Below are 23,933 nucleotides of genomic sequence, written 5' to 3'. Positions count from 1 at the left end.
TTATCTACAAAATCTTCATAATACTTTATATTTTATTTTTTATATAACAAAAAAGATATTATTCTCTTAAAGGCTAAACATTAATATTATATTTCTTACCTGCATTCATTATTGTTAGCTTAGCCACAAGGTTATAACACCCTAATGTAAAAAAAATACTAATTAATTTAAACTTAATACTTGAGATAAATTTCATATTGGATGCTCTTATAAATATAGAATTCCCCTTGATAAAACCGATATCCTTAAATACTTTCATGAAATAAGCATCACTTCTTAATCCTTTATAAAAGTTTGCTATTTCTTTTATTTCCATCCCGGATTTATAAGATAACTGTAACCCGTTAAAAAGGTAGGTAAGTAAAATACAAATAAAAATCTCATCTTTATAGTGATCATTTAATCTTTTTTTCGAAACAAAACTGTAATGCTTATTTGTGAGCCTTAATAATTGGATATGTCTAATTTTAGATGGTGTTCTCTCTAATGACCCTGGTCTAACAAAATAATAGTAGAGGGATTGATTAATAATAGTAATTTTTTTTGTAAAACACAAAAAATATAAATTAAATAGTACGTCCTCCCCCCACCTTTCCTCACTATCATAGTTAATTTGGTTGTTTCTTATGACTGAAGTCTTATATAAACGATTCCAAACATTATGTCCCCAAATTCCTGTATAAAAATACTTTCTAAAAAATTCTTTTATTCCTATATGGTCTATTGAGATATTTAGATTTTCGATTTCCTTTTGTTTTGGGCCTACAATTTTCCCATTATCATCTACACGGATATAATTGCACATTACGATATCAGAATTGTTTTTAACCGCTTCTTTATATAAAACCTTGCACATATCTTTATGAATCCAATCATCAGAATCTACACATGCTATGTAGTCACCAGCAGCTACATCCAAAGCTGCTTTTCTAGCCGAGGCAATCCCACCATTCTCCTTATGAATAACGATTATTCTTTTATCTATTTGTGCATACTCATCTGCAATATTTCCACTGTCATCAGGAGATCCATCATCAACTAAAATTATTTCTATGTCCTCTAGAGATTGATTAATTATACTCTCAATACATCTTTTTAAATATTTTTCGACTTTGTAGATTGGAACAATAACACTTACTTTTGGCATATAATATCTCCTTTAAATAAAATAAGAAAAGAGTAAATTTAACATACTCTTTTCCTATTACTATTGATATCTAAAGATTTACTGAGATAATTAATTGAAGTCTCACGTAACTCTAATATTTTTTTTCTTGATTCCGTAAAATCCAAAGTTAAAATCTCTTCTTCTTTTGGACATTTATCATATAGTATTCGAGATAAGAGTCCGATTGTTTTTAAAAAATCAATTTTCCTTGAATCAGTATTGTTTACTGTTTTATTATCAGTATTTCCAACTGCTACAAAAAATGGCTTTTCAAAAATATTTGCAAAAACAGTTCCATGAAAAGAATTTGTGTAAATTAAAGAAGCATTTTTAAAAAGGCCAATAAACTCCTGTGGTCCAGTACTAAACCGAGTAGTATAACCTTTTAATATATCTCTTATATAATCATTTAAGATTACAACATCATAGCCCGTTTTGGTCTTAAGATATTCTAGATATCTTTTATCTCCCATGTTATTCTCTAAAAAATAACATAAAATATATGGCCTTTTAATATTTGGCTCAATGGCGATTTCGGACCAATCATTAGCAGATAAAAGCAATGTTGGATCTAACACAATTTCTGCTTTTTCATTAACTAAATCTTTTATAAAGTGTGCACCTTGTTCTTCACGAACAGATAATCTATCAATCTTTACAATAAAATCTTTTAGTTTGTTTATGATTGTTTGATTAAAATATGTAGTACCAAAACTTGGACCATAGGCTATTTTTTTCTTCCCTTCAGGTACAAATGTTAGAAAATAAGCGTCTTCATAGTCTGGACAGTTCATATTCCATACCTGATCACTTCCACAAATGTAATAATCATATTGAGGGGGATTTTTTTTGAGTTGATCTGTGCTATTATATTCAACTGGTCCTATATTTAACTTTTCAACCATAAACTGTTCAAATCTTTTACCTTTCTTCTTAAGCTCTCTATAGAAAATAAGCTTAATCAAGTTCTTCGGGATTACTGAAAGTCGGTTACTCTTTAAGAATATTTTATACATGCTTTTTTGTTGATGTGAACGGAAGTTTATTGTCTCCGCTTTAAAACCCAAATTTCCAACTACCCTCCTTAAAGCATAAGCCTGTAAAGCAGAACCATAATTATGTGCACCATGAAAATTTATTAAACCCACTGACTTCATATTATTTCTCCTTTTAATAAGATTTTTATTTAGCTTAATCTGAAAATTAACTGAAAATCGTTTTTAAACATATATACCATTTCGTAATAGAAATAAAAAGTAAATAATACAAAACATAAGTAATATAAAAAGCGCCTTGCTTTTTTATCAAAACCTGAATGAATAATCCATGGTATTAGTAAAATATTATATATTTGGAAGTAAAAACATATTCTTGCAATTATCCAACTATAAGAAGCAAATATCATTACGATTAAATTCAGCATAGAAAAATTAACAATTATATCTGATTTATCCCAATATACCTTTAACCTATCCCTTACAATATATGCTAATATTACGGGTACGGCTTGAACCAAAATACGGATAATATTAACACCATTTCCTTGGTTAAAATAATTAAGATTACTTTCAAATCGACTTTCTCCCAATGCTCCAGATACTAATGGTAACAATGTATTAAAGCCTAAATATCCAGCAATTGAAATTACAATAATCAAGAATGTTGACCAACTCCATGCTTTTCTCCTAACTATAAAATAAACCGGAATCATAATCAGCGCTGATGAATGTAATGATGCGGCTAGTAATACCACCAAAAAGTATTGTTTAAACTTAGCATTAAGGATTAGATAAGTGGCTGCAAATATTACTGAGGCAGCTAAAAACTGCCTTATTCCATTCATTGATAATGCAAAACAACCAGTTGTTATAAATAGAAATATTCCCATTTCAAATTGAACACAATATTTGTACAATGTCCTGAAAATTAAAATGTTTATTATGACTGCTGTTATAATTATTAAAGTCTGGGGATGGCTTGACATCAAATTTAATACCCACATTAATACAGCAAAACCTTTATCTTTATAATTTATAAAATACTCCCAATTATTAATTTTTATATATTGTGCCTTATAAACACCTGTATCTACAAAGTTATTTCTGAATGCTGCCACAAAAGTAACAACAAAAAAAGATAATACTGCAAATGCCTTATTAATGCTTTTCTTCGTTATCAAACTACCATTGGGAACTGCTTGTATTTCAGCTATTAATCCACAGTAGTAAGATAATAACAACATTGGTAGTAGTATCGTCACATCAATCACCCACTATATTTCAATTAAACTTACCCCCCAATACGTTTCATCCGTAAAGTGCTTAAAATCAACAATAGTCCACTTAATTTGGCACGAATTAAAATAAAGTATATACGTCTTTTAAAGTTATCATCTGATAACTGCATATTAACAGCATCTATAACACCGGGAGTTTTAATGATCCGTGAAATTTCCTCAATCTTTCGAAAAAATGATTTAGTATTATTTTTTTTAGCTTCGTTGTCAATTGAACCGAGCACAGCACCTATCAGGGCGTTATCTAATCTTAATTTTGCAGTATCAAATAGTCCCTGGGCTTGAAAGAATTGACGACAATACCTATTTAGTTTTAACAGTTGATCCCATTTTTTGTTTCGATACACATTTGACAAAGAAGCTGAATTATAGAAATAGTAATATAAATTTTCATTAATTACAGTAACACACTTTGCTGTAGAAATAGCATGAAGATTAAAAAGGATATCCTCCGCAAAAAACTCTCTTTCAGAAAAAAACCAATCTTCCTTTATCAATGTTTTTTTATATAATTTCAATGTGATAAAACCAGTAAGATAATCCTCCTCAACCCAATTTTTTCTTCCTGCCATTTTCACTAAAATATCTTCCCTTATTTGGTCAGTCTTGTAAACTCCAGGTTTAACCGGAATAGACTTTGCATACTTTACATTATCCACTACAGTTGAATATGAACACATACATATATCTGCTGCATCTTCGATAATTTTATTATATAATCTCTTATACATATCCCTACTGACCCAGTCATCAGAGTCAACGAATGCTATATATTCACCTCTTGCCACTTTAAAACCAGCTAATCTTGCAGAAGTTAATCCACCATTTACTTTATGAATAATTTTAATTCTTTTATCTTTTTGTGCGTAATCCTCACAAATAATCCCAGATCTATCCGTTGAACCATCATTTACAAGTAATATTTCAATATCTTTGTATGTCTGGTGTATTAAGCTATCTATACAACGTTTTATGTATTGCTCAACATTGTAAACAGGTACAACTATGCTAATTAAAGACATAGTCTCCCTCCTCTGTTTTACTAATTATCGGCATTAAAATTTCGTAGACTGGTCTGGACAACCTCATTATGTGCTTCACAACGTATTAAATTATGAACTACGCGAGTTCTTCTATTAGAATAGAAAAATTTTATTATAATGTTATTAACCCTTTTGTTGATAGCCGTGACAACTCTTCCATGACCAAAAAGCATCGGCAGGTATTCTGCCTGTTTAGACTGACAAAACGATTTCCATGACTCTTTAACAAAGCTTGAATTAAGTATTTGCGTAGATCTTTTATTAAACCTTTTCATAAAATCATCGACTGTACTATCATCCAATAGATCAACTGCATTTGTTTTTGTAGCTTTAATAGGTATATACGACACATTCGTTTCCCTATCTGATAAATTAATTCTAACTAATAACCCTTCATTCCAAGTTTGGGAATTGGATTTATAACCAAACAAGGTATTCCCTTGACCATATAAGATTGTTCCACCCTGATATTTTTCCTCACATCCAACACAGTGACTATGTTGGCATAAAACAATATCAGCCCCTGACTCTATCATTCTGCGGGATTTCTTTTGCAAATCAGGACTAGGATATTGATAGTATTCAATCCCTCCATGATATAAGACAATTACATAATCACACTGCCGCTTCAATGCTCGAATTTCATCAAAACTGTAATATAGATCAAATGCATTTGCTCCCATGTTTGTCTCTGATGCATAATTAAATTCATGTTCTGCATAAGCTAAAAAACCTACGTTCCATCCATTAACGTTTTTAATCAAAGGTGCTTTAGCATTTTTTTCATTTGTCCCTGCGCCAACAAATGAGATACCCTTTTCCTTGCATATTTGCATAGATAGAGCAACACCCGCATCTCCATAATCCCTTATATGATTATTTGCCATACCTAAAACTTGAAATCCTACACTCTTAAACCCTTTTATACTTTCGGGTATAAGTTTAAAAGAAGGACCTGTTTTTATTATCGGATCACCATGTTCTAAAAAAGGTGCTTCAAGGTTACCAATTAATAAATCAGACTTATTAAACTCTTGAATCAACCTATTAAAAACGGGTTCCACGTTTTCTTTAGCAAGTAACATCTGCATTTCAGGTGTTGGACAAAGGTCTCCGCATATTAAAATACTGGAATCTTTTTTCATTTCTTGATCTCCTCTACTAACTATAGTAAAGCTCTTCAACTCTTTTAGTATTTTCGACCACATCAAAACCAAGTTCTGCCAGCTTTTTATATATTTTTTCCTTGTCTAATATTTTGGAATTTAATTTATCCATAATAGTCTCAGCCCACTCTTCTGCATTAAAATCATCCATAAATTCAACTAAATTAAGTCCCATGTCAACATTTTTTGGAAATCCATCCGATAAAACACAAGGAAGTCCAGATGCCTGTGCTTCTGCAGCAACCATTCCAAATCCTTCATGGCGGGATGGACTAACAAAAATATCAAAAGAGGAAAGTACATTTTGTATATCATTTCTATTACCTAAGAACACAACTTGTTCTTGAAGTCCAAATTTCTCAATCTGCCATTTCACTTCATTCATGTATTGTTCATCATCAATTCGTCCTGCACAAACCAAAATACAATCTACTTCTTTCTCCTTAAGTATTTTCATTATTTCAATTAAAAAGCCAATATTTTTTGATCTATTTATTCTTCCAACATTACCAATTACAATTTTATTATCAAATGCCTTAATACTTTCACGAATTTTTGTCCGTGTATCATTAGAAACTTCTAAGAAGGATGAAACATTTATTGCATTATTTATTATTACAGCTTTTTTTTCAATCCACGGAAAAAATAAACTCTTTGCTGCAGGTCTGGAACAAGCCCATAAGTCTGTTGCAAAAAGGCTAATTAGAATTTTTTGGAATTTAAGCTCTATTAAATGAGGTAATACCTTTAATAAACTACCTCTATAGTTAATATCGGCATGGGAATGTACAATAATTTTTTTTATTTTACATAATCTAGCACAAAGAGCAATAACTCCCCCCTTAGAATTTAAATGTACATGTAAAATATCAGGTTTCCCATTTTCCTTTATGATTTGTTTAAAGGCTTTAATAAATCTCGTTATCCCTAAATCCCACTGCGCAGTAACATATAAAAGCCTACCTCCACGTTTTATAATTTCTTCATCAAAGTCACCTTTTGGTAAATCTTTATTGGCTTTAACATTAACTAAAAAATCAAATTCTACGTTTGCAGAAATATTCCTATAAATATCCATTAACATAATTTCTGCTCCGCCAGTATTCATAGTACCTACAACATGCAAAACCTTGATTTTTTCTCTCTCAGTACTCATATTCAATTATTCCTCTCAGGTAGAACAAGCCAGCTTCCAACGATTTCGTCATATTTAGATGGACGGAAATCTGGAGTACCACTTGCAGGGAAAAATGTAAGCTCTCCAAAATAAATTTTCCCATTAACATTATAAAAATCTGCTCGCACATAAGGAAAAGGTTGAGACAATGTTCTTGCAATCTCAACCATCTTGGAAAAATTCTTAGGTTTTTCAAATTTGATATTAGGGTTATGGGGAATATCTTTTCCAAATGGAAGCAAATTCCAGTCCAAATCGTAAAAGTTTCTATAATTTTGTTTATCAAACCTGCCTACGTCTACTTGAACAAACTTCGGTTCTCCATTAAAACAAAAGAACTTATAATCTAAGAGACTGCCAAGTTGATCCTCAATATATTCTTCACAAATGATTCTTGGTTTAATATCTTTATAAACCCATTCTCTTCCATACCAGTATAGGTTTTGTCTCATCCAACTTTTCATTATTAATTTCCAAGATCTCCAGTTAATTTTACTCTTGTCTTTACATATGATATTCCAGGCGCTACCATGACTTCCTTTTAGAACAAATTTATCGGGTAAAGCAGATAAATCGATATCGTCAACATTTTCATATGAATTAATTAAAGGATTTAAAATCTCACCATATCCACATTTAGTTACATAATCTCGCACACTGTATTTATCAGCACATTGGGTCATTAATGGATCACGGTAGTAAAGCTTGAGCCATTGAAGTTTTTCACTAAACTTAGTCGGATTATCAAGATTAGGTACTTGATTTACGTGTGATTTATAGAGTATATCTATTGCTTGTTTATCCGTATACTTTTTTATTTCCTTCTCACCCTGTATCCGTCTTCTTTCATTCCAAACAAGTAATATCCATGGGTTTTTCTTCACCCATCTAAATCTTTTCTTAAATTCTTTAACTATTGCCATTTCATCATCCCTTTAATATTTTCGACCTATATGAAAACATTATCTGTCGTGGAATCAGTCCTACAATTACTGGTCTTAACGCTAAAGGATAATATCTTAAAGGAAAGTTTAATAGGCGATATCCATATAATCTAGTTTGCATTTCATGTATACGATATATCAATTTTTTTCTTTTAAAACTATTCATATCCTCTCTCACTTTATACAGACCCTCTTGTAGAACGTAGCCATTAAATCCAGCTTTATAAAAGCGGAACCAGAGGTCCAAATCTTGTCCTCTTATGGTCCTTTTTAAAATAGAGTAGCCACCCAGCTGTTGATATACTTCTCTTTTAGCCATTATCGTAGCATGTGCAAACGGTACGTTCGTCAATAGAGAATACATATCTGGTTGTTTATCAATACCTCTAGGTATTCCTTCAATATTATTATCGAAGGGTATCATCAGAGTACTTACAAGATCATATTCCGGATTATTTTCAAGAAAATCCACTTGCTTTTCAAATCTTTCTGGAACCGAAATGTCATCTCCATCCATTCTTGCAATATAATCGCCTATTGCATACTTTAAGCAGTGGTTTAATGTCACCGCCAAACCGGAATTCTTTTTATTTTTTATTAAAAAAACCTTTTCTGGAAAACTTTTTCTATAATTCTCAGCAACTTGGACAGTATCATCTGTGGAACCATCATCACACATAATTAATTCCCAATTTTTATAAGTTTGAGCCAAAATTGATTCAATAGCTTGAGATAATGTATCTGCACAATTATAAATTCCCATAATTATAGAAATTTTTTTATTAATAGCTCTTCACTCCTAATAAATTTTCCTTGTACCACTCAATCGTTAATTCGAGCCCTGTTGTAAAGTCATATTCAGGATGATAATCTAGAAGATTCCTTGCTTCGCTTATATCAGCAATGGAATGCTTAATATCCCCTTCTCTATTAAGTCCGAAAATAGGTGTTATCTCTTTACCAAGTAATGTTGATATCTTTCTATAAACATCCATTAAATTTTCTCTATCACCGTAAGCAATATTAAAAGATTTTCCACAGGCTTCATAAGGTGCTAAACAAGCTTTTAAATTTGCCTCAATCACATTATCTATGTACGTAAAGTCCCTTGATTGTTCGCCATCACCATTTATGGTTGGTGAATCATTTACTAATAGTTGACTAACAAATTTAGGAATCACTGCTGCGTATGCTCCGTTGGGGTTTTGGTGTTTGCCAAACACATTAAAATATCTAAGACCAATACACTCTAACCCATAAATATCTGTATAAAGTTTTCCATATTCCTCATTAATTTTTTTAGTCAAAGCATATGGAGAAAGTAAATTCCCTTCATCTCCTTCCACTTTTGGTAAGTTAGGAGAATCACCATACACTGATGATGATGATGCATATATAAACCTTTTTACATGAGAAATCCTTGCTGCTTCCATCATGTTTGCCGTACCCTTTACATTATTTTCTTCATATATTAATGGTTGTTTCATTGATCTCGGAACTGATCCTAAAGCCGCCTGATGAAGAACATAGTCGATATTTGTACAAATTACTTTACATGTATCAAAATCCCGAATATCACCCTCTACGAACTCAAAATTAGGATTACTTAGATGTTTTTGTATATTATCTATGTTTCCAGTTGAAAAGTTATCGATTCCCCTTACTTTATACCCCTTATTTAATAAGGCATTAACAATATTTGAGCCGATAAATCCTGCTGCACCTGTAACTAAAAATTTTGTACCTGTAAGGAAATTTATATTTTTGTAGCCCATTTTATAGCCTCCAGTATAAATAATTCATATTCTCTGCTTTCTTTCTATCAAATAATCCCTTGACATCTATTAATACAGCATCTTTTTCAAAAGACTCTTTAGATAGTAATGCTACTCCACCTCTAATGTCTGTATTGACTTCTGCCCGTTGTCTATACATGGTTTTTATTAGTTTTAAATCCAAACTCTTAAATTCTTCATGAGGTACAGCTATAATGATGGCATCAAGATCATTTATATCCCCTATACTGATAGGATTAATTTTATATTCCTTCCAAAGCTCATCCTTATCAGCAACAGGATCAACAACTTGAACCTCAATCCCATACTCTTCCAATTCCTTAATAATGCTTATTACTTTTGAATTTCGAACATCAGGGCAATTTTCTTTAAATGTAATACCAAAAACTCCTACTTTTGAACCGTTTATTTGTTTGTTTGCCTTTATTAGGTTTTTAACTGTATTCTCAGCAACGTACTTTCCCATATCATCATTAATCTTTCTCCCTGAAAGAATTATCTGAGAATGATACCCTATTTCCTCAGCCTTATACGTCAAATAATACGGATCAACACCAATGCAATGTCCACCTACTAGACCTGGATAGAAATTCAAGAAATTCCACTTTGTGCTTGCTGCCTTAAGTACGGCATTGGTATCTATTCCCATTTTATTAAAAATGATGGAAAGCTCATTCATAAAAGCTATATTAATATCCCTCTGTGAATTTTCAATCACTTTTGCTGCTTCCGCTACCTTAATACTTTCCGCTTTAAATACACCAGCTTTAATAATCATTTCATAAACTTTAGCTATAACATCTAATGATTCATCGTCCATGCCAGATACAACTTTTACGATACTTTCTAATCTATGCACTTTATCTCCAGGATTTATTCTTTCAGGAGAATATCCCACTTTAAAATCTACACCGCATTTTAACCCGGACTCTCTTTCTATTATAGGAACACAAATTTCTTCAGTTACCCCTGGATATACAGTGGATTCAAACACTACAATGGAGCCTTTAATCAAGTTTCTACCAACTATTTTACTTGCACCTATTATTGGATTTAAATTTGGGGTTTTATCAGGATTAATAGGTGTAGGTACAGCTACTATATGAAATTTACAATCTCTTAATAATTTTTCATCGGAAGTAAATAATGCAGTTGTTTCATACAGAGCTTGATCACCTACTTCCTTTGTAACATCAATACCATTTTGATATTTTTTAACTTTTTCCTCTGAAATATCAAAGCCAACAACATTACAAACGTTCGCAAATGTTATAGCTAAAGGTAAACCTACATACCCCAATCCTATTACAGATATTTTTTCTTTCCTGTTCTCAATAGACTCGTATAATTTCATTTTGTACTCTACCCTTCAATTGTTCATTTGAACTTCATTTTTTATAGAATTACTAAAGGTGTACGAATTCTATCACGATTAATTCTTTTACATTAAGAACCCAAATGATTTAAAATCATTTGGGTTCTTATCATTTTCCATATTTGATATGAGAAGGACTATTTCTTTCAAAAAGCCAGTTACGATTTTCAATTATATGTTTTAATAGAATTTGATTATCAAAATTCTCTTTAACATACTTTCTTCCACTTTGCCCCATTTGTTCTCTTAATAATTTATTACTTATTAGTTCTTCAATTTTTTCAATTAAGGGATTTACAGTTTGCTTAGGAACTAGGTAACCGGTAACTCCATCTACGAGTCCATTTTGAGGGCCTGGAATATCTGTAGCAATTACTGGTATAGCCATTGCTTCTGCTTCTATCACAACATTACCAAACCCCTCACGATAGCTTGGAAAAACAAACATATCCATAGCTGATAAGTATTTTTCAGTCTGATCCGTCCAACCAATCTTTATTACATCACTGGAATTTTCGAACCACTTTAGTAAATTAGGACTAACGGTTTTCGGCTTTTCATTTGGGCCCACAAAAAGTAATTTTACATTTTTATATTTTTCTTTTATAGAAATAAAAGCAGTTATTAATTCATCAAATCCTTTTTCTTTTCCTACTCTACCTAAAAAACCAATTACCACTGCATCAGATGGAATTTTATATTTCTTCCTAATCTCAGAATTAAATTTTTCCTTTTTCAAGTAATCAAACTTATCTAAATCCAAACCACTCGCACTGCCATTCCATACCACCCGACTTCTTTCTTCTGAATAAAGTTTTTCTACCCTAGAAAAGTTAAGGTTGCCATGACTATCAGGTTGTATATCTGTAGAAAAACTACATACAAGTTTTTCAATTGCTTTAAAAATTCTACGTTTTATACCTGACATACCAACATAAATTATTCCCCACTGACAATACAACCTAATAGGTACTCTCGCCAACCAGGATGCTATTGATGCATACATGGAAGCATTAGGAGTTGAGTACTGAACAAGATTAAATTTTTCCTTTTTAAATATCCGATACATCCTCATAATCGCCATAATTGAGCCAATAAAATCAATTCCTCTAGTCATAGGAACATTTATACAATTAACATAGGCTGGCATAGATTTAATAAATTTTTCATCCATATCGCAAAGAAGTGTGATTTCAAAACCGTTCTTATTTAGTTCCTCTAGGCTCCAGATCACAAATTGATTCATGGTTAAAGATACCGTTGTAATAATGCATATCTTCTTTCGTTCCATTGATTGAATACCTACTTTTTAAAGTATTAATTACCTTATCAACTATTTGTTGAGCTGAAATACCGTAACAATCTCTTAAATATTCTTGGGATCCAACAATTGAAGAGTATTTATCATCCAACCCAATTCTTATTAGTTGTGCGTGGTTTCCTTGAACACCTGCTAATACCTCAGCAACAGCACTTCCAAATCCTCCAATAATGTTATGTTCTTCAACAGTAATAATTAAATCTACATTATTTGCAGATTGAATTATAGTTTCATAATCTATTGGTTTTACAGTTGGAAAACTAAATAATCCTGTACTAACTCCCATATTATTTAATAAAGTTGCACCTTTTTTTGCCTCTTCTAAGATTTCACCAGTTGAAAATATGGCAACAGTTTCTCCTTCTAACAATTTAATAGCTTTCCCTATTTTAAAATCTATAGCTCCTTCATGAATTGGCTTTCCGCCCCCACGACCTAAACGTAAATAACATGTACCAGGCCATTTGTATATTGCTTTTACAGCTTCTTCAGTTTCTTTGATATCCCCGGGTGCCAAGACTGTAACATTAGGTAAAGCTCTCATAATTGCAATATCCTCTGTAGCATGATGACTCATACCAAGTGAACCGTATGCAAATCCTCCTCCTACTGCTACAACTTTTACGTTGGCATTATGATAAGCTGCATCATTTCTTATTTGTTCGAGGCATCTTATTGTAGGAAAATTTCCAATAGAGTACGTAAAGACCGTTTTTCCTTCAATTGCCATTCCAGCTGCTAGACCAGTCATATTTTGTTCTGCAATTCCTGCATTAATAAATTGTTCCGGATAAGTATCCCAGTAATTCTTTAAAACTCCAAATCCTAGGTCACCGGTTATTAATATTAGATTTTGATCTTCTTTTGCTATATCTTCTAAGATTCTTATGAAAGTATCTCGCATGGCTTAATTGCCTCCAATTCTCTAAGTGCAGCCTCATATTCTTCGCCCTGCGGTGTTCTATAATGCCAAAGTATATTATTTTCCATAAAAGAAATTCCTTTGCCTTTAATAGTATGAGCAATAATACAAGTTGGAGCTTCTTGTTCTTTTTTATTTTGACTATTTATTTGAAGAGATTCTTTTAAACTGCTATGGTTATGTCCATCAACTTCAATTACATTCCAACCGAAAGCACGCCACTTGTCTGCAAAAGGGCTCTTTGAAATAGTATCCTCGCAAAAGGTAAGGCTCTGCATTTTATTATGATCTATGATTACAGTTAAATTGAATAATTTGAAGTGGTTTGCGAAAAGTGCTGCTTCCCAGATAGAACCTTCGTCACATTCGCCATCACCCAAAATAACATAAACCCTGTGTGCTTTATTGTCTTTTTTTGCAGCTAGTGCCATTCCAGCTCCCACTGATAACCCATGTCCCAATGATCCTGTTGAAAACTCTACACCAGGTACACCCTTATGAGAGATATGCCCCGATAATCTACTACCATTCGCATAATGTGTCTTTAGTTCTGCAACATCAAAAAAGCCACATTCAGCTAATGCTGCATATAAAGCAGCCCCTGCGTGGCCTTTACTTAGTATGACACGATCTCGTTTGTCATCATTAGGATTTTTAGGATCATAATTAAGAATGTCGGAATACAATACAGCTATTATGTCTGCGACTGATAGGATTGCGCCAATATGGGACCCTTTTGATATATGGGTCATATCCACACCATGTCTTTTTATTTTCCAGGCTAATTCTTCACTATTCATATTAATACTACCTCTTTTGAAATTTTATCGAGACTTTCTATATATTCTTTGCTTAATTCCCAACCTAAAGCATTAGCATTAGATTCAAGTTGTTTTTTATTTTTAATACCGGTTATTACCACTGAATTAGGTATGTAATCTAATATCCATCGAATCGCTATAGCTGGAATCGGTTTTCCAATTTCACTCGATATTTTTTTTATTTCTTCAACAATTTTAAGATTGTTTTTTAATTTTTCACCATGAAAGTTTATATAAATATCCCTGGATCTTCTATCATTTGGACCAAATTTAATATCCTGATCATATTTACCTGTTAATATTCCTTGACCTAAGCTCCCCCATGTAATTGGTGTGAGTTCTAATTTTTGTGCTAATTTAAACATGTCTCTCTCATTTATCCTAGTCGCCAAACTATATTCATCTTGAAAACTTACAAATTTTCCAATATGTTGCTTAAGTTCGTTAACGTCACCTTTTGTTATATTTGAAAGTCCGTATTGCCTAATTAGCCCCTGTTCTTTTAATGATTCTAGTACTCTAATAACTTCGCTAATAGGGGTTTTACTATCACGATAATGCAACTGATACAGATCAATATAATCAGTTCCTAATCTTTTAAGACTCTCTCTCACAGCTAAATTAATCCACTCAGGTGAATTATCATAGTATGTTCTTCCATCTTTTACTCTAACTCCAAATTTAGTCGCTATTATAGCCCTATTTCTATGTTTACCTAATGCTTTTCCAAGCGTTTGTTCCCCTTCACCTAAACCATATACATCTGCTGTGTCAAAAAAATTCACACCAAGATCTAATGCTTGGTTAACCGCATTGATTAATTCACTTTTGGAAACCTCTCCCCACCCGTAGCCCCCCATAGGGCATCCGCCAAAACATAATCTGGAAACATTTAAATCTGAATTCCTAAGCAGCACCTTTTCCACCTTTTACCTCCGTCTTTAATATGACCTTCAACATTTTATTAGCCGTTCTAATAACAGTTAAATAAAATAGTTTAATATCTAAAAGTAATGATATTTTCTCAGCATATTTAATTCTCAGATGATTTTTTCTCTTCAATACATATTTTTCATACATTTCATCTGCGTTTTGCGATCCAACCACTTCATCAAGGTTAATGAATTCAATTGAACTTATATCTGTAATTCCTGGTCGAACTTTTAAAATATATTCTTCAGCCCCATCATACTGTGAGGTATACCGAATTAATTCTGGCCGCGGTCCGATAAAACACATTTCCCCTTTTAAAATATTGAAAATTTGAGGAAATTCATCAAGTTTTGTTTTTCTTAAAATATGCCCTACCTTGGTTATCCGACTATCATTTAAAGCAGTGGTGCCTCCACCAATTTTGTCAGCGTTCTTAACCATAGTCCTAAATTTATAAATTTTAAAGGTACGGCCATTCAAACCGCCTCTTTCACCTCTGTAAAAAATAGGAAATCCAGAATCAATGATAATTGCAATTGATACAGCAATAAAAAAAGGGAGCAATACTACAAAAATAAACAATGCTAGAATTAACCCTATTATTCTTTTTAAAAATTTGTTGTAAATTCCATTCACCTTTTTTTCAAGTCGCGTTAAGTCATAATTAAATGATTCGTGTTGAACCTGGAATGGTTTAATTTTTTCACTCATCTAAACCCCACCTAATTAACAAAACTTAACAATCACTCCTTATTTTGTTCTATCTTTTGAAAAACTAGAAGCTACCTCAAATTGCTGTTTTCCCTCTACCGGTTTCCTTTGGCATTGCTTTTGTCACATGCAAAAATCTAGTCCCTAGTACAGAGGCAGGTATTATTGCTTTTCAAACTTTTACCAACTATCTTCCCCCTAATTCATATAACCAACAACATTTAATTCTTTTCTTGCCACTTGATAAATTCTATTAGGGTTTTATATTCTTTTATTTTATCCTTATGAATACCTGATGACTCTAGTTCTTTAATAAGTTCAATCCATTCATTATCAATTTGTAAGTTGGTCCCCTGTTTCCCGTCTATTCTTATTAAATCTTTAAGTTCTACCTCAAGAACAGCTGATATCCTATCCAATATTTGGACAGATGGATTTTGATTTAAATTTCTTTCAATATTACTTAAGTATGATTTAGAAACTCTAGACCTCTCTGATAATTCAGAAAGTGAAAGTCCCCTTTTTTTTCGAAGTTTATATATATTATTTCCGATCATCCTTTTACCTCATTTATACTTTAATTTGGATGGGCAGTTCTCTTTACAGTTTATTTACCAATCAAAGAAAGAATCTTTTTTTCTACTACCTTTAAAAAATCACTAATTACTATTGTTTCTGTATCATGACCAATTGTGTAGATATCCTCCACCAATTTCTTAAATTGCTCGTTAGTTATCTCACATTTATCCATAAGTCCTTCATCACCTTTTACGAAGTTGAAAATTTTTTCACCTATCACCGAAACTATTTTAACTAGAAACCGGCATAACTTCTTTATGAATAGGTATATTATTAGCTAGATTTAAAATCTTTTCTCTCAATTCATCTTTATCCATATCTTCGAAGCTTAATAAGATTTCCTCAATTTCTTTAATTGACAGTACAGAAGTTTTACCTATATAAATCTTAGGATAGATTTGCATTTCATTTACTTCATCATCCCTTAATAATTCTTCAAACAATTTTTCTCCTGGTCTAATTCCTGTATAATCAATTCCAATTTCCTCTACCGAAAAACCAGATAATTTGATAAGATTCTTAGCTAGATCGACAATTTTCACTGGTTCACCCATATCTAAAACAAAAATCCCACCTCCCTTTGCCAATGCACCTGCTTGTATGACTAGTCTGGAAGCTTCCGGAATAGTCATGAAATAACGAACCATTTCTGGATCTGTAACTGTAACAGGGCCACCTTTTTCAATTTGTTTTTTAAATAGTGGAATTACACTGCCACGACTGCCTAGTACATTTCCGAACCGAACTGCTACAAATTTAGTGTTACTTTCTTTGTTATAATGTTGTATCATCATTTCTCCAAGTCTTTTTGTTGCTCCCATAACACTTGTTGGATTTACTGCTTTATCAGATGAGATCATCACAAAAGTTTTTACTCCATACCAACTGGCTGCTTTCGCAATATTCATGGTTCCAATAACATTATTTTTTATGGCTTCTTCGGGATTTCTCTCCATTAATGGAACGTGTTTATGGGCTGCAGCATGATAAACCACGTCAGGACTGTATTTGCCCATAACTATCATCATTTTCTTAGCATCTTGAATATCTGCGATCTCCGTTATAAATTCTATATTGCTGGATCCAAATTTCCCTAACAACTCTGCCTCTATGGAATAAATACTATTTTCGCCGTGACCTAGTAAAACAAGTATTTTGGGATTAAAGTTCGATATTTGACGACATATTTCTGAGCCAATTGATCCTCCAGCTCCTGTAACTAGAACCACCTTATTCGTAATTTCTTCAGAAATTGAATCCATATCTAAAATAACCTGTTCTCTTCCTAATAAGTCCTCAACCTGAACATCACGAAATTGATTAACACCAACTTTTCCAGTCATGATATCCTCTATCATTGGAAGAATTTGAGTTCTAGCATTTGTTTTAGCACATTCATTAAAAATAATATTTAATTCCTTTTTACTTAAAGATGGTATTGCAATCACTATGTTATCGATATTTATATCGTAAACTAGCCTTTCAATGTCCCTAACTCCACCCATGACAGGTAGGCCAAGAATTTCAAAATTATGTTTACGAAAATCGTCATCAATAAATCCAACAGGAACTAAGTCTGCCTCTTTATTCTTTAAAAGTTGCCTTACGACCATTGTCCCTGCGGAACCTGCCCCAATAATAAGGGTTCTCTTTTTATTACTTTCTTTATAAAAATAGGAATCTCTTAAGATTCGCCAACAAAACCTAGACCCGCCAATTAATAAAAGATGTAAAGACCATGTAACCGAAAGCAACTTGAAGGCAATTTCATCTAATATCAAAAACTGCACCACAGCCGTAAAAAAAATCGAGATGGTGACAATTTTAAAAATAATAAGGAGTTCCCCGATACTCGCGTACTCCCATAATTTTTTGTAAAGTTTGAATTTAAATGACAAAAAATGGTGACTTAAAAGAAGAGCCATCACACACACAAACATTGGGTTTGTAATAGTATTTAAATTTGAACTAACAAGAAAACGACTTAAAAATATTGCTGTAAGGATAAAACCTGAATCAATAATGATAAATAACGATAACCTCTGGCTATAGGACATAGGTACCTCCTTATTTAATAGTTTGTACTACTTTCTAGTTAACCTCAGGACGTATTATTTGCTCCTGTCAATTCCAAAAACTCTAATTATTATTGCATTCCATTTCATCCCCTTTATTTATGTAAAGATCTTAATTATATGTTCTAGATAAAAAACACATAATTAAGGATCTTTATATAAATATGGGGCATTTAACCCCGCCTCACATCATACTCTCGACGACTAGCGTCTAAGGTATATCTCAACCCACAGTATGACCGAGTGCCTCCATTTATATCGGTTAGGAGACATCACCAAAGTTAAATTGATTATCAATTCTTAATATATATGTCAGATATTCTCTATAACGAACATTATTACATAAAAAAACTATCTTTCATTCAAAATAACACCAACAATATTAGAGTTGGCAAAATCCAAAACTTTTTTTGCTTCAAGTGTCTGTTTTAGCCCTGTTTTTCCAGAGTTTGCGACTAGAATTACACCATCGCAGCGATTTGCTAATACTTTAGTATCGACTGCACCCAAAATTGATGGAGAATCAATTAATACATAATCATATGATTTAGAAATGATTTCAAGTAAATTTTCTAACCTTTTCGACGCTAAAAGTTCAGAGGGAAAAGGTGATACTGGCCCACTTGGCAGTAAATCTAATTGGGGAATTTCTGATTTGTGTATAGCATTATCTAAAGATTCCAAATTTGCCAGCACAGACGTAAGGCCAATCGTATTTGGTATCTTAAAGGATAAATGAACTGTTGGTTTTCTTAAATTAGCATCAATCAAAAGTATAGTCTTTTGTTGAGACATAGAAATCGCAAGATTTGCCGCTGTTGTTGATTTGCCTTCTCCATCATTAGGGGAAGTAATTAATAAAGTGCTCATTGATTGGATTGTAGTTAGGAAGTTAATATTTGTCCTAATTGAGCGGAACTGATTTGATACAAGCGACTCGGGGCTATAGTGAGCAATTAAGTTCTTCTTTCTATCAGTTGATATAGATTTTCTTTGTCCGATAGCCAATCGTTTCACCTCATATTTCTAAATCATTAATTTTATTATTAATTTGTCTAATATTCCTTTTATTCATTTTAGGTACTGTACCTAAAACTGGAAAACCTAATATTTTTTCAATGTCTTCATTCGAGCCAATTGAATCATCTAACATATATAGAAAATAAATCATTCCAATCCCAAGAGTTATACCAATAATTATAAAAATGATTATTGTTCGACTTTTGTCAGAGTTTATAGGATAGGGATTGGCTTTTGCGGATTTCAATAACTTGACTTGTTTAAATCCAATTATATTTGGCAATTCATTTTTATATACTTTTGCTGTTGTATTGGCAATTTCTGCTGCTTTTTCTGGATCACTATCTAATACACTAATATTGACCACCTGTGATCCATCGATACTACTGACACTTATTTGTTGAGCTAACATTTCTGGTGGTTTATCAATCTCCAATTCACTAACTACCTTTTCCAGAACAGCTGTATCTTTAATTAGAACAATAAGAGTCTTCATCATTTCTGCATCTGCACTGATAATAACTCTTGTAGATGATTGGTAGATGGGAGTCGTAAAAAACACACTTTTTATTATTCCAATTGAAGTTGTTATTAGTGTTATGGTTAATAAAACCCATATACGCTTTTTTATTATTGTGAATTGTTCTTTGATATTTATTTCCTTTTTCAGTTCTGGAATGCTCTGATTTTCTTTGATATTCATGGAACCACCTTTTTATTCTGTCTTTAATTTTATTATTTTTTTGCATGTTCTAAATAAAGAACATACAAGACAAAAAAATTTTCCCATTACCTTTAAAAATAAGATTATATAATGAAGTTATTTCTAATTTTAGTTCTATATAAAGAACAAGTCAACACAAATTTTAAAAATTTCTTCATTAAAGAAAAATAATTTGATAACAGGTCAAAGGTGTGGCTCTTTATAAATTTTAATGTATTACATCTTGATCAAAGAATGTTTCTTTGTTTTTCTCCATGCCCATAGGAATGGACGCAAAGGAAAATACAGTATTCTAAAAGGCTTTGACAAAGGTAGTGTTTCTACATCAATCGGGTACGGATATAAGAAACTTAAGATATATAAACATTTCTGCCTTTTGGTCAATATACTAAACAAATGCCTCTTATGATAGTCTGATACATCTTTAGGAATGGATTCTGTATGAATATTTACCGTATTTTCTAAATAAAAAATGGCAGCCTGTGCTAACTTTTTTGATAGATTTCCTTTTAATAATATCCGGCTCTCTGTTTTAATTGGAGTATCTAACAAAGCAGAAGCTAATACGACAGCCTGGCCACCTACAGGTAGATACTGATATTTTTTTAATAGTTTAAGTAAAAAGTCCCAATCAATTTTTTGTTTTACAATTTGATTTATATCTACCAACCATCTTATTCTAAACCAACCATGTCGTGCACCGTGTGAAACAAGAAATAAAAATAAATCCTCTATTCCGAGATAATACAGCGGATTACTTGATAATGCACTTCTTCTTTTCCGGAACCATAAATCTTCGAATTTTGGGCCTGTTCCAGGGAATGGATTTAATCTCCAATGGATTTCTATTATAATTTTTTTTAATGGATGAATATAGCCGATATGATGCTTTCTCCATTTCCAGTCATTTAACTCCTTATTAATATTTTTTTCCTTGATGTATCCTTGCATTAGAAGAAGATTATCAACCTTTTCTAAATCATTTATTGAAACAAGTAAATCTAAATCACCGCATGTACGAAGAGATAAATCCCCATATAAATCTTTTGAAAGTACGGGACCTTTTAAAACCAGCATTCGAATTTGATTTTCCTCAAAAACTTTATTTACGTGTTCTATTTCTCCACTTAATTGAAGCATTTTAAACGTGTTTCTTTTAAATGCTTCCTGTAGGGTATTCAAAACATACGAAGGTATCAAATTATAGTCTATTCCATTTAATTTCCTATAAAGTAACGGGTAAATCCGATGATGCATGGCTAGTTCTAAAAAGTATTCCCAATTAATATCTTTGAACTCCTTTACGGTTTCAACTAAATTATTATCATCAGTTATTACTATAATTTTAAGAATTAACCTCAACTCAATAGGTATTTGGTCGATATTAAGGCAATATTTATTTCCCATGTTTTTCTCCTTCAAAAACCTAGAAAAAGTTTTAATTTTATTTATAATTCACAACCAAAAAATACTATTTGTTCTTAGTAATGAAGAGCAATGCAAAGTATTTTTTAACAAAACACTTTGGTATATTTAAACTACTTAACATAAATTACATGATTGCATTTAGTTGTTTCTTTAACAATTTACTAAATACATTCTTTTTATCTAGAGCTAATTGGGCGAATCCACCCATTTGAACGATTTTCCCATTATCTAACACTACTACTTGATCAGCATTTTTTATTGTGGATAGTCGATGAGCTATCACTATAATGGTCATTTGACCTTTTAAACCTTCAAGGGCTTCTTGAATTTTAGCTTCATTCTCAGTATCTAATGCACTAGTAGCTTCATCCAATATAAGGATTGTTGGTTTACGTAAAATCGCTCTCGCTAAAACAAGCCTCTGGCGTTCACCACCTGAAAGCCGTATTCCTCTATCACCTATAAATGTATCCAATCCATTGGGAAGTTTACTTACAAACTCCGCAGCAGAGGAAAATTCTAGTGCCTCCCATATTTGGTCCTCGTTAGCATTCGGATTCATCATTAATAAGTTTTCCCTAACAGTTGCATTAAAAAGGAAGGGGTCTTGTGGTACATAACTAATTGAACGTCTTAATTGAAGTAAATTTTCCCTTGATAGGATTCTTCCATCAATTAAAACCTCACCTGTTTCAGGTTTGTTAAGTCCCATTATCAAATCTATTAAGGTACTTTTTCCTGCACCAGAGCGGCCACATATTGCAGTCATATTATTTGAAGGGATATACAATTTAATATTTTGTAATGCATATGTAGGATCATTAGAATTATATCTAAAATAGACATTGCTACACTCAATCCCCTGCTGTATACTAATCGGCATTACCTTATGAAGATCTCCTTCGTTTAATTCCTTCGCAGCATTACATTCTTTCTGCATATCCAATAATGCTTTAAAAACTGGGATAACAGCTCCCAATTGTTCTAGATTAGTTTGAATTCCACTAAACCTCGGCCATAATCTTGAAAAGATCATAATGACTAAGATTAACTGAGCTGGTTGTGCTTCTAACATTTTTATTGAAAAAAACAAAAAGAAGGCAATTAAAAATGCAGAAACAATCTTGTATGTAAACTGAGAAATCGTATTTAAACTAACCAATTTAATAACATTTCTCTCCATTTTCATCCCTATAGACTGAAACCATCTTATGTGAGAATCTTCAAGCATGTTGCTTTTTATGTCTTTAATACCATTAAAATGGTCTGTAATTCCTGCTAGAAACATCTCTTGGAGTTCATATGTCTCAATTCCTAAATTGTTTGACTTTTTTATAAATTTTCGGGAAAGGAAAATAATCGCTATGCCAAAAAATAAAACAAGTATGGTCATTTTAGCAGACAACCAAAACGCAAACCCTATCTGTATAAAGGTATAAATTAAAGAAGTTATAAACTGTAAGAACATGTTAGTCCCAGAACCAACACGTGTAATTTCGGTTGTCATTAAATTAATGATGTCTGACTTCCTTTTATTTAAAAAAAACGCCCAGTTTGCTTGTAATAATTCTTTATACATCTTTTCCCTTAAATGACGAATAAAGCCTTGTTGGATTTTAACATTTAAGATTGTTTGCTTTCTCTGAAAATAGCTTTGCGCAAATATTATTAAGATATAGATTCCTAAAATAATTGACAAACTAAGGGTTTTAGGTAAATTATTAAACAACGAAGTTATCCAAGATAGAGTAGGGTTTGATTCAGTGTTTAATCCAAGTATTCCAGTAAGATTAATCAATGGAATCAACAAAAAGATTCCTATACCCTCAAATAAACTTATAAAAACCATCCCTATTAGATTAATATAAAGTATTTTTCCAGCAAAGGACTGAATACTTTTTGCAAAATATAAAATATACTTCATTTCGAATCCTCCTAAGAAATTGAGGGCATTTGTTTTTCAAAATATCGAACTATTTTCTCTCAATCCTTTTGGCAAATTTGCTGACAATAACAAAACGGTCCATTTCTTCAGCTCCAGTTATATAGAATGGACCGCTACGAGTCCATGCATGTGCTATTAGTTTTCCGGCTTCATCTTTTGCAGTACCCAGGTAAATTGTACTTTCAATATTACGTCTTTCTAACATCTTCATTGCTGCAATGGCCCTAACAAGACACATACTTTCCCAAAATGTATATTTACTCATAATATGAACTGACTGCGATATATCCCTTAGTACTTTGTAATTTGCTTTATCTAGACTTAACGTTGTTTCACCCATTTGGGTACCTAAAAAGGAAGCTACCTTTGAAAATTTCTTACTTTTAATGAAACGTGCCCAAGCTAAAAATAAATACGCTTCAAGAAACAACAGTTTAGTTGTATTGTTAATAAATAAAAAAGACTTTATCCTTTTTAAAAGTTTCATTT

The 23,933-nt window shown here is 32.0% G+C and carries 23 protein-coding genes; all 23 read right to left on the bottom strand.

The window, feature by feature from the left end; genetic code table 11:
• Positions 1-73: 73 nt before the first annotated feature.
• Entirely contained in the window at positions 74-1,147 is a 1,074-nt protein-coding gene (locus F4694_RS02920; protein ID WP_179595391.1) for a glycosyltransferase, read from the bottom strand.
• Between the two features lie 38 nt (positions 1,148-1,185).
• Complete coding sequence (locus tag F4694_RS02915; RefSeq protein ID WP_179595390.1) at positions 1,186-2,325, bottom strand: polysaccharide pyruvyl transferase family protein; 1,140 nt, start codon at positions 2,323-2,325, stop codon at positions 1,186-1,188.
• A gap of 29 nt (positions 2,326-2,354) precedes the next feature.
• Positions 2,355-3,437, bottom strand: coding sequence for an EpsG family protein (locus F4694_RS02910; protein WP_218895488.1), 1,083 nt, complete (start codon positions 3,435-3,437; stop codon positions 2,355-2,357).
• A 20-nt stretch (positions 3,438-3,457) separates the two neighbouring features.
• Positions 3,458-4,486: a glycosyltransferase gene (locus tag F4694_RS02905; protein WP_179595388.1), complete on the bottom strand. Its 1,029-nt coding sequence runs from the start codon at positions 4,484-4,486 to the stop codon at positions 3,458-3,460.
• 20 nt (positions 4,487-4,506) lie between these two features.
• Positions 4,507-5,652, bottom strand: coding sequence for a CapA family protein (locus F4694_RS02900; RefSeq protein WP_179595387.1), 1,146 nt, complete (start codon positions 5,650-5,652; stop codon positions 4,507-4,509).
• 16 nt (positions 5,653-5,668) lie between these two features.
• The gene (locus F4694_RS02895) at positions 5,669-6,829 is read right to left on the bottom strand and encodes a glycosyltransferase (RefSeq protein WP_179595386.1); all 1,161 of its coding nucleotides are present in this window, start codon (positions 6,827-6,829) and stop codon (positions 5,669-5,671) included.
• 2 nt (positions 6,830-6,831) lie between these two features.
• Positions 6,832-7,773 (bottom strand): ATP-grasp fold amidoligase family protein, encoded by a 942-nt coding sequence (locus tag F4694_RS02890; RefSeq protein ID WP_179595385.1) that lies wholly within the window; start codon positions 7,771-7,773, stop codon positions 6,832-6,834.
• A gap of 4 nt (positions 7,774-7,777) precedes the next feature.
• Complete coding sequence (locus tag F4694_RS02885; protein WP_179595384.1) at positions 7,778-8,557, bottom strand: glycosyltransferase family 2 protein; 780 nt, start codon at positions 8,555-8,557, stop codon at positions 7,778-7,780.
• 19 nt (positions 8,558-8,576) lie between these two features.
• On the bottom strand, positions 8,577-9,569 hold the full coding sequence (locus F4694_RS02880) for an SDR family oxidoreductase (RefSeq protein ID WP_179595383.1): 993 nt from the start codon (positions 9,567-9,569) through the stop codon (positions 8,577-8,579).
• Position 9,570: 1 nt separating this feature from the next.
• Positions 9,571-10,944 (bottom strand): nucleotide sugar dehydrogenase, encoded by a 1,374-nt coding sequence (locus tag F4694_RS02875; protein WP_179595382.1) that lies wholly within the window; start codon positions 10,942-10,944, stop codon positions 9,571-9,573.
• 130 nt (positions 10,945-11,074) lie between these two features.
• Positions 11,075-12,211 carry a glycosyltransferase family 4 protein gene (locus F4694_RS02870; RefSeq protein ID WP_218895487.1) on the bottom strand — a complete coding sequence of 379 codons (1,137 nt, stop codon included), beginning with the start codon at positions 12,209-12,211 and terminating at the stop codon, positions 11,075-11,077.
• Positions 12,171-13,190 (bottom strand): transketolase family protein, encoded by a 1,020-nt coding sequence (locus F4694_RS02865; protein WP_179595380.1) that lies wholly within the window; start codon positions 13,188-13,190, stop codon positions 12,171-12,173. Before F4694_RS02865 ends, F4694_RS02870 begins: the two co-directional genes overlap by 41 nt.
• Positions 13,172-14,008, bottom strand: coding sequence for a transketolase (locus tag F4694_RS02860; RefSeq protein WP_179595379.1), 837 nt, complete (start codon positions 14,006-14,008; stop codon positions 13,172-13,174). Before F4694_RS02860 ends, F4694_RS02865 begins: the two co-directional genes overlap by 19 nt.
• Positions 14,005-14,955 carry an aldo/keto reductase gene (locus tag F4694_RS02855; RefSeq protein WP_179595378.1) on the bottom strand — a complete coding sequence of 317 codons (951 nt, stop codon included), beginning with the start codon at positions 14,953-14,955 and terminating at the stop codon, positions 14,005-14,007. The genes F4694_RS02860 and F4694_RS02855 overlap by 4 nt, the downstream gene beginning before the upstream one ends.
• Entirely contained in the window at positions 14,936-15,673 is a 738-nt protein-coding gene (locus F4694_RS02850) for a sugar transferase (RefSeq protein ID WP_179595377.1), read from the bottom strand. Before F4694_RS02850 ends, F4694_RS02855 begins: the two co-directional genes overlap by 20 nt.
• A 221-nt stretch (positions 15,674-15,894) precedes the next feature.
• Complete coding sequence (locus F4694_RS02845) at positions 15,895-16,230, bottom strand: XRE family transcriptional regulator (protein WP_179595376.1); 336 nt, start codon at positions 16,228-16,230, stop codon at positions 15,895-15,897.
• Between the two features lie 50 nt (positions 16,231-16,280).
• Positions 16,281-16,472: a hypothetical protein gene (locus F4694_RS31690; protein WP_218895486.1), complete on the bottom strand. Its 192-nt coding sequence runs from the start codon at positions 16,470-16,472 to the stop codon at positions 16,281-16,283.
• Between the two features lie 10 nt (positions 16,473-16,482).
• The gene (locus tag F4694_RS02840) at positions 16,483-18,309 is read right to left on the bottom strand and encodes a polysaccharide biosynthesis protein (RefSeq protein ID WP_179595375.1); all 1,827 of its coding nucleotides are present in this window, start codon (positions 18,307-18,309) and stop codon (positions 16,483-16,485) included.
• A gap of 369 nt (positions 18,310-18,678) precedes the next feature.
• Complete coding sequence (locus tag F4694_RS02835; protein WP_179595374.1) at positions 18,679-19,335, bottom strand: CpsD/CapB family tyrosine-protein kinase; 657 nt, start codon at positions 19,333-19,335, stop codon at positions 18,679-18,681.
• 10 nt (positions 19,336-19,345) lie between these two features.
• Complete coding sequence (locus F4694_RS02830) at positions 19,346-20,050, bottom strand: YveK family protein (RefSeq protein ID WP_179595373.1); 705 nt, start codon at positions 20,048-20,050, stop codon at positions 19,346-19,348.
• 237 nt (positions 20,051-20,287) lie between these two features.
• Positions 20,288-21,478 (bottom strand): nucleotidyltransferase domain-containing protein, encoded by a 1,191-nt coding sequence (locus F4694_RS02825; RefSeq protein ID WP_179595372.1) that lies wholly within the window; start codon positions 21,476-21,478, stop codon positions 20,288-20,290.
• Positions 21,479-21,623: 145 nt separating this feature from the next.
• Complete coding sequence (locus tag F4694_RS02820; RefSeq protein ID WP_179595371.1) at positions 21,624-23,423, bottom strand: ABC transporter ATP-binding protein; 1,800 nt, start codon at positions 23,421-23,423, stop codon at positions 21,624-21,626.
• Between the two features lie 49 nt (positions 23,424-23,472).
• Complete coding sequence (locus tag F4694_RS02815; protein WP_179595370.1) at positions 23,473-23,931, bottom strand: lasso peptide biosynthesis B2 protein; 459 nt, start codon at positions 23,929-23,931, stop codon at positions 23,473-23,475.
• Positions 23,932-23,933: the final 2 nt, after the last annotated feature.

This window comes from Neobacillus driksii, assembly GCF_013409995.1.
Lineage (GTDB): Bacteria > Bacillota > Bacilli > Bacillales > Cytobacillaceae > Neobacillus > Neobacillus driksii.
This window is presented reverse-complemented; position numbering and strand designations above follow the sequence as displayed.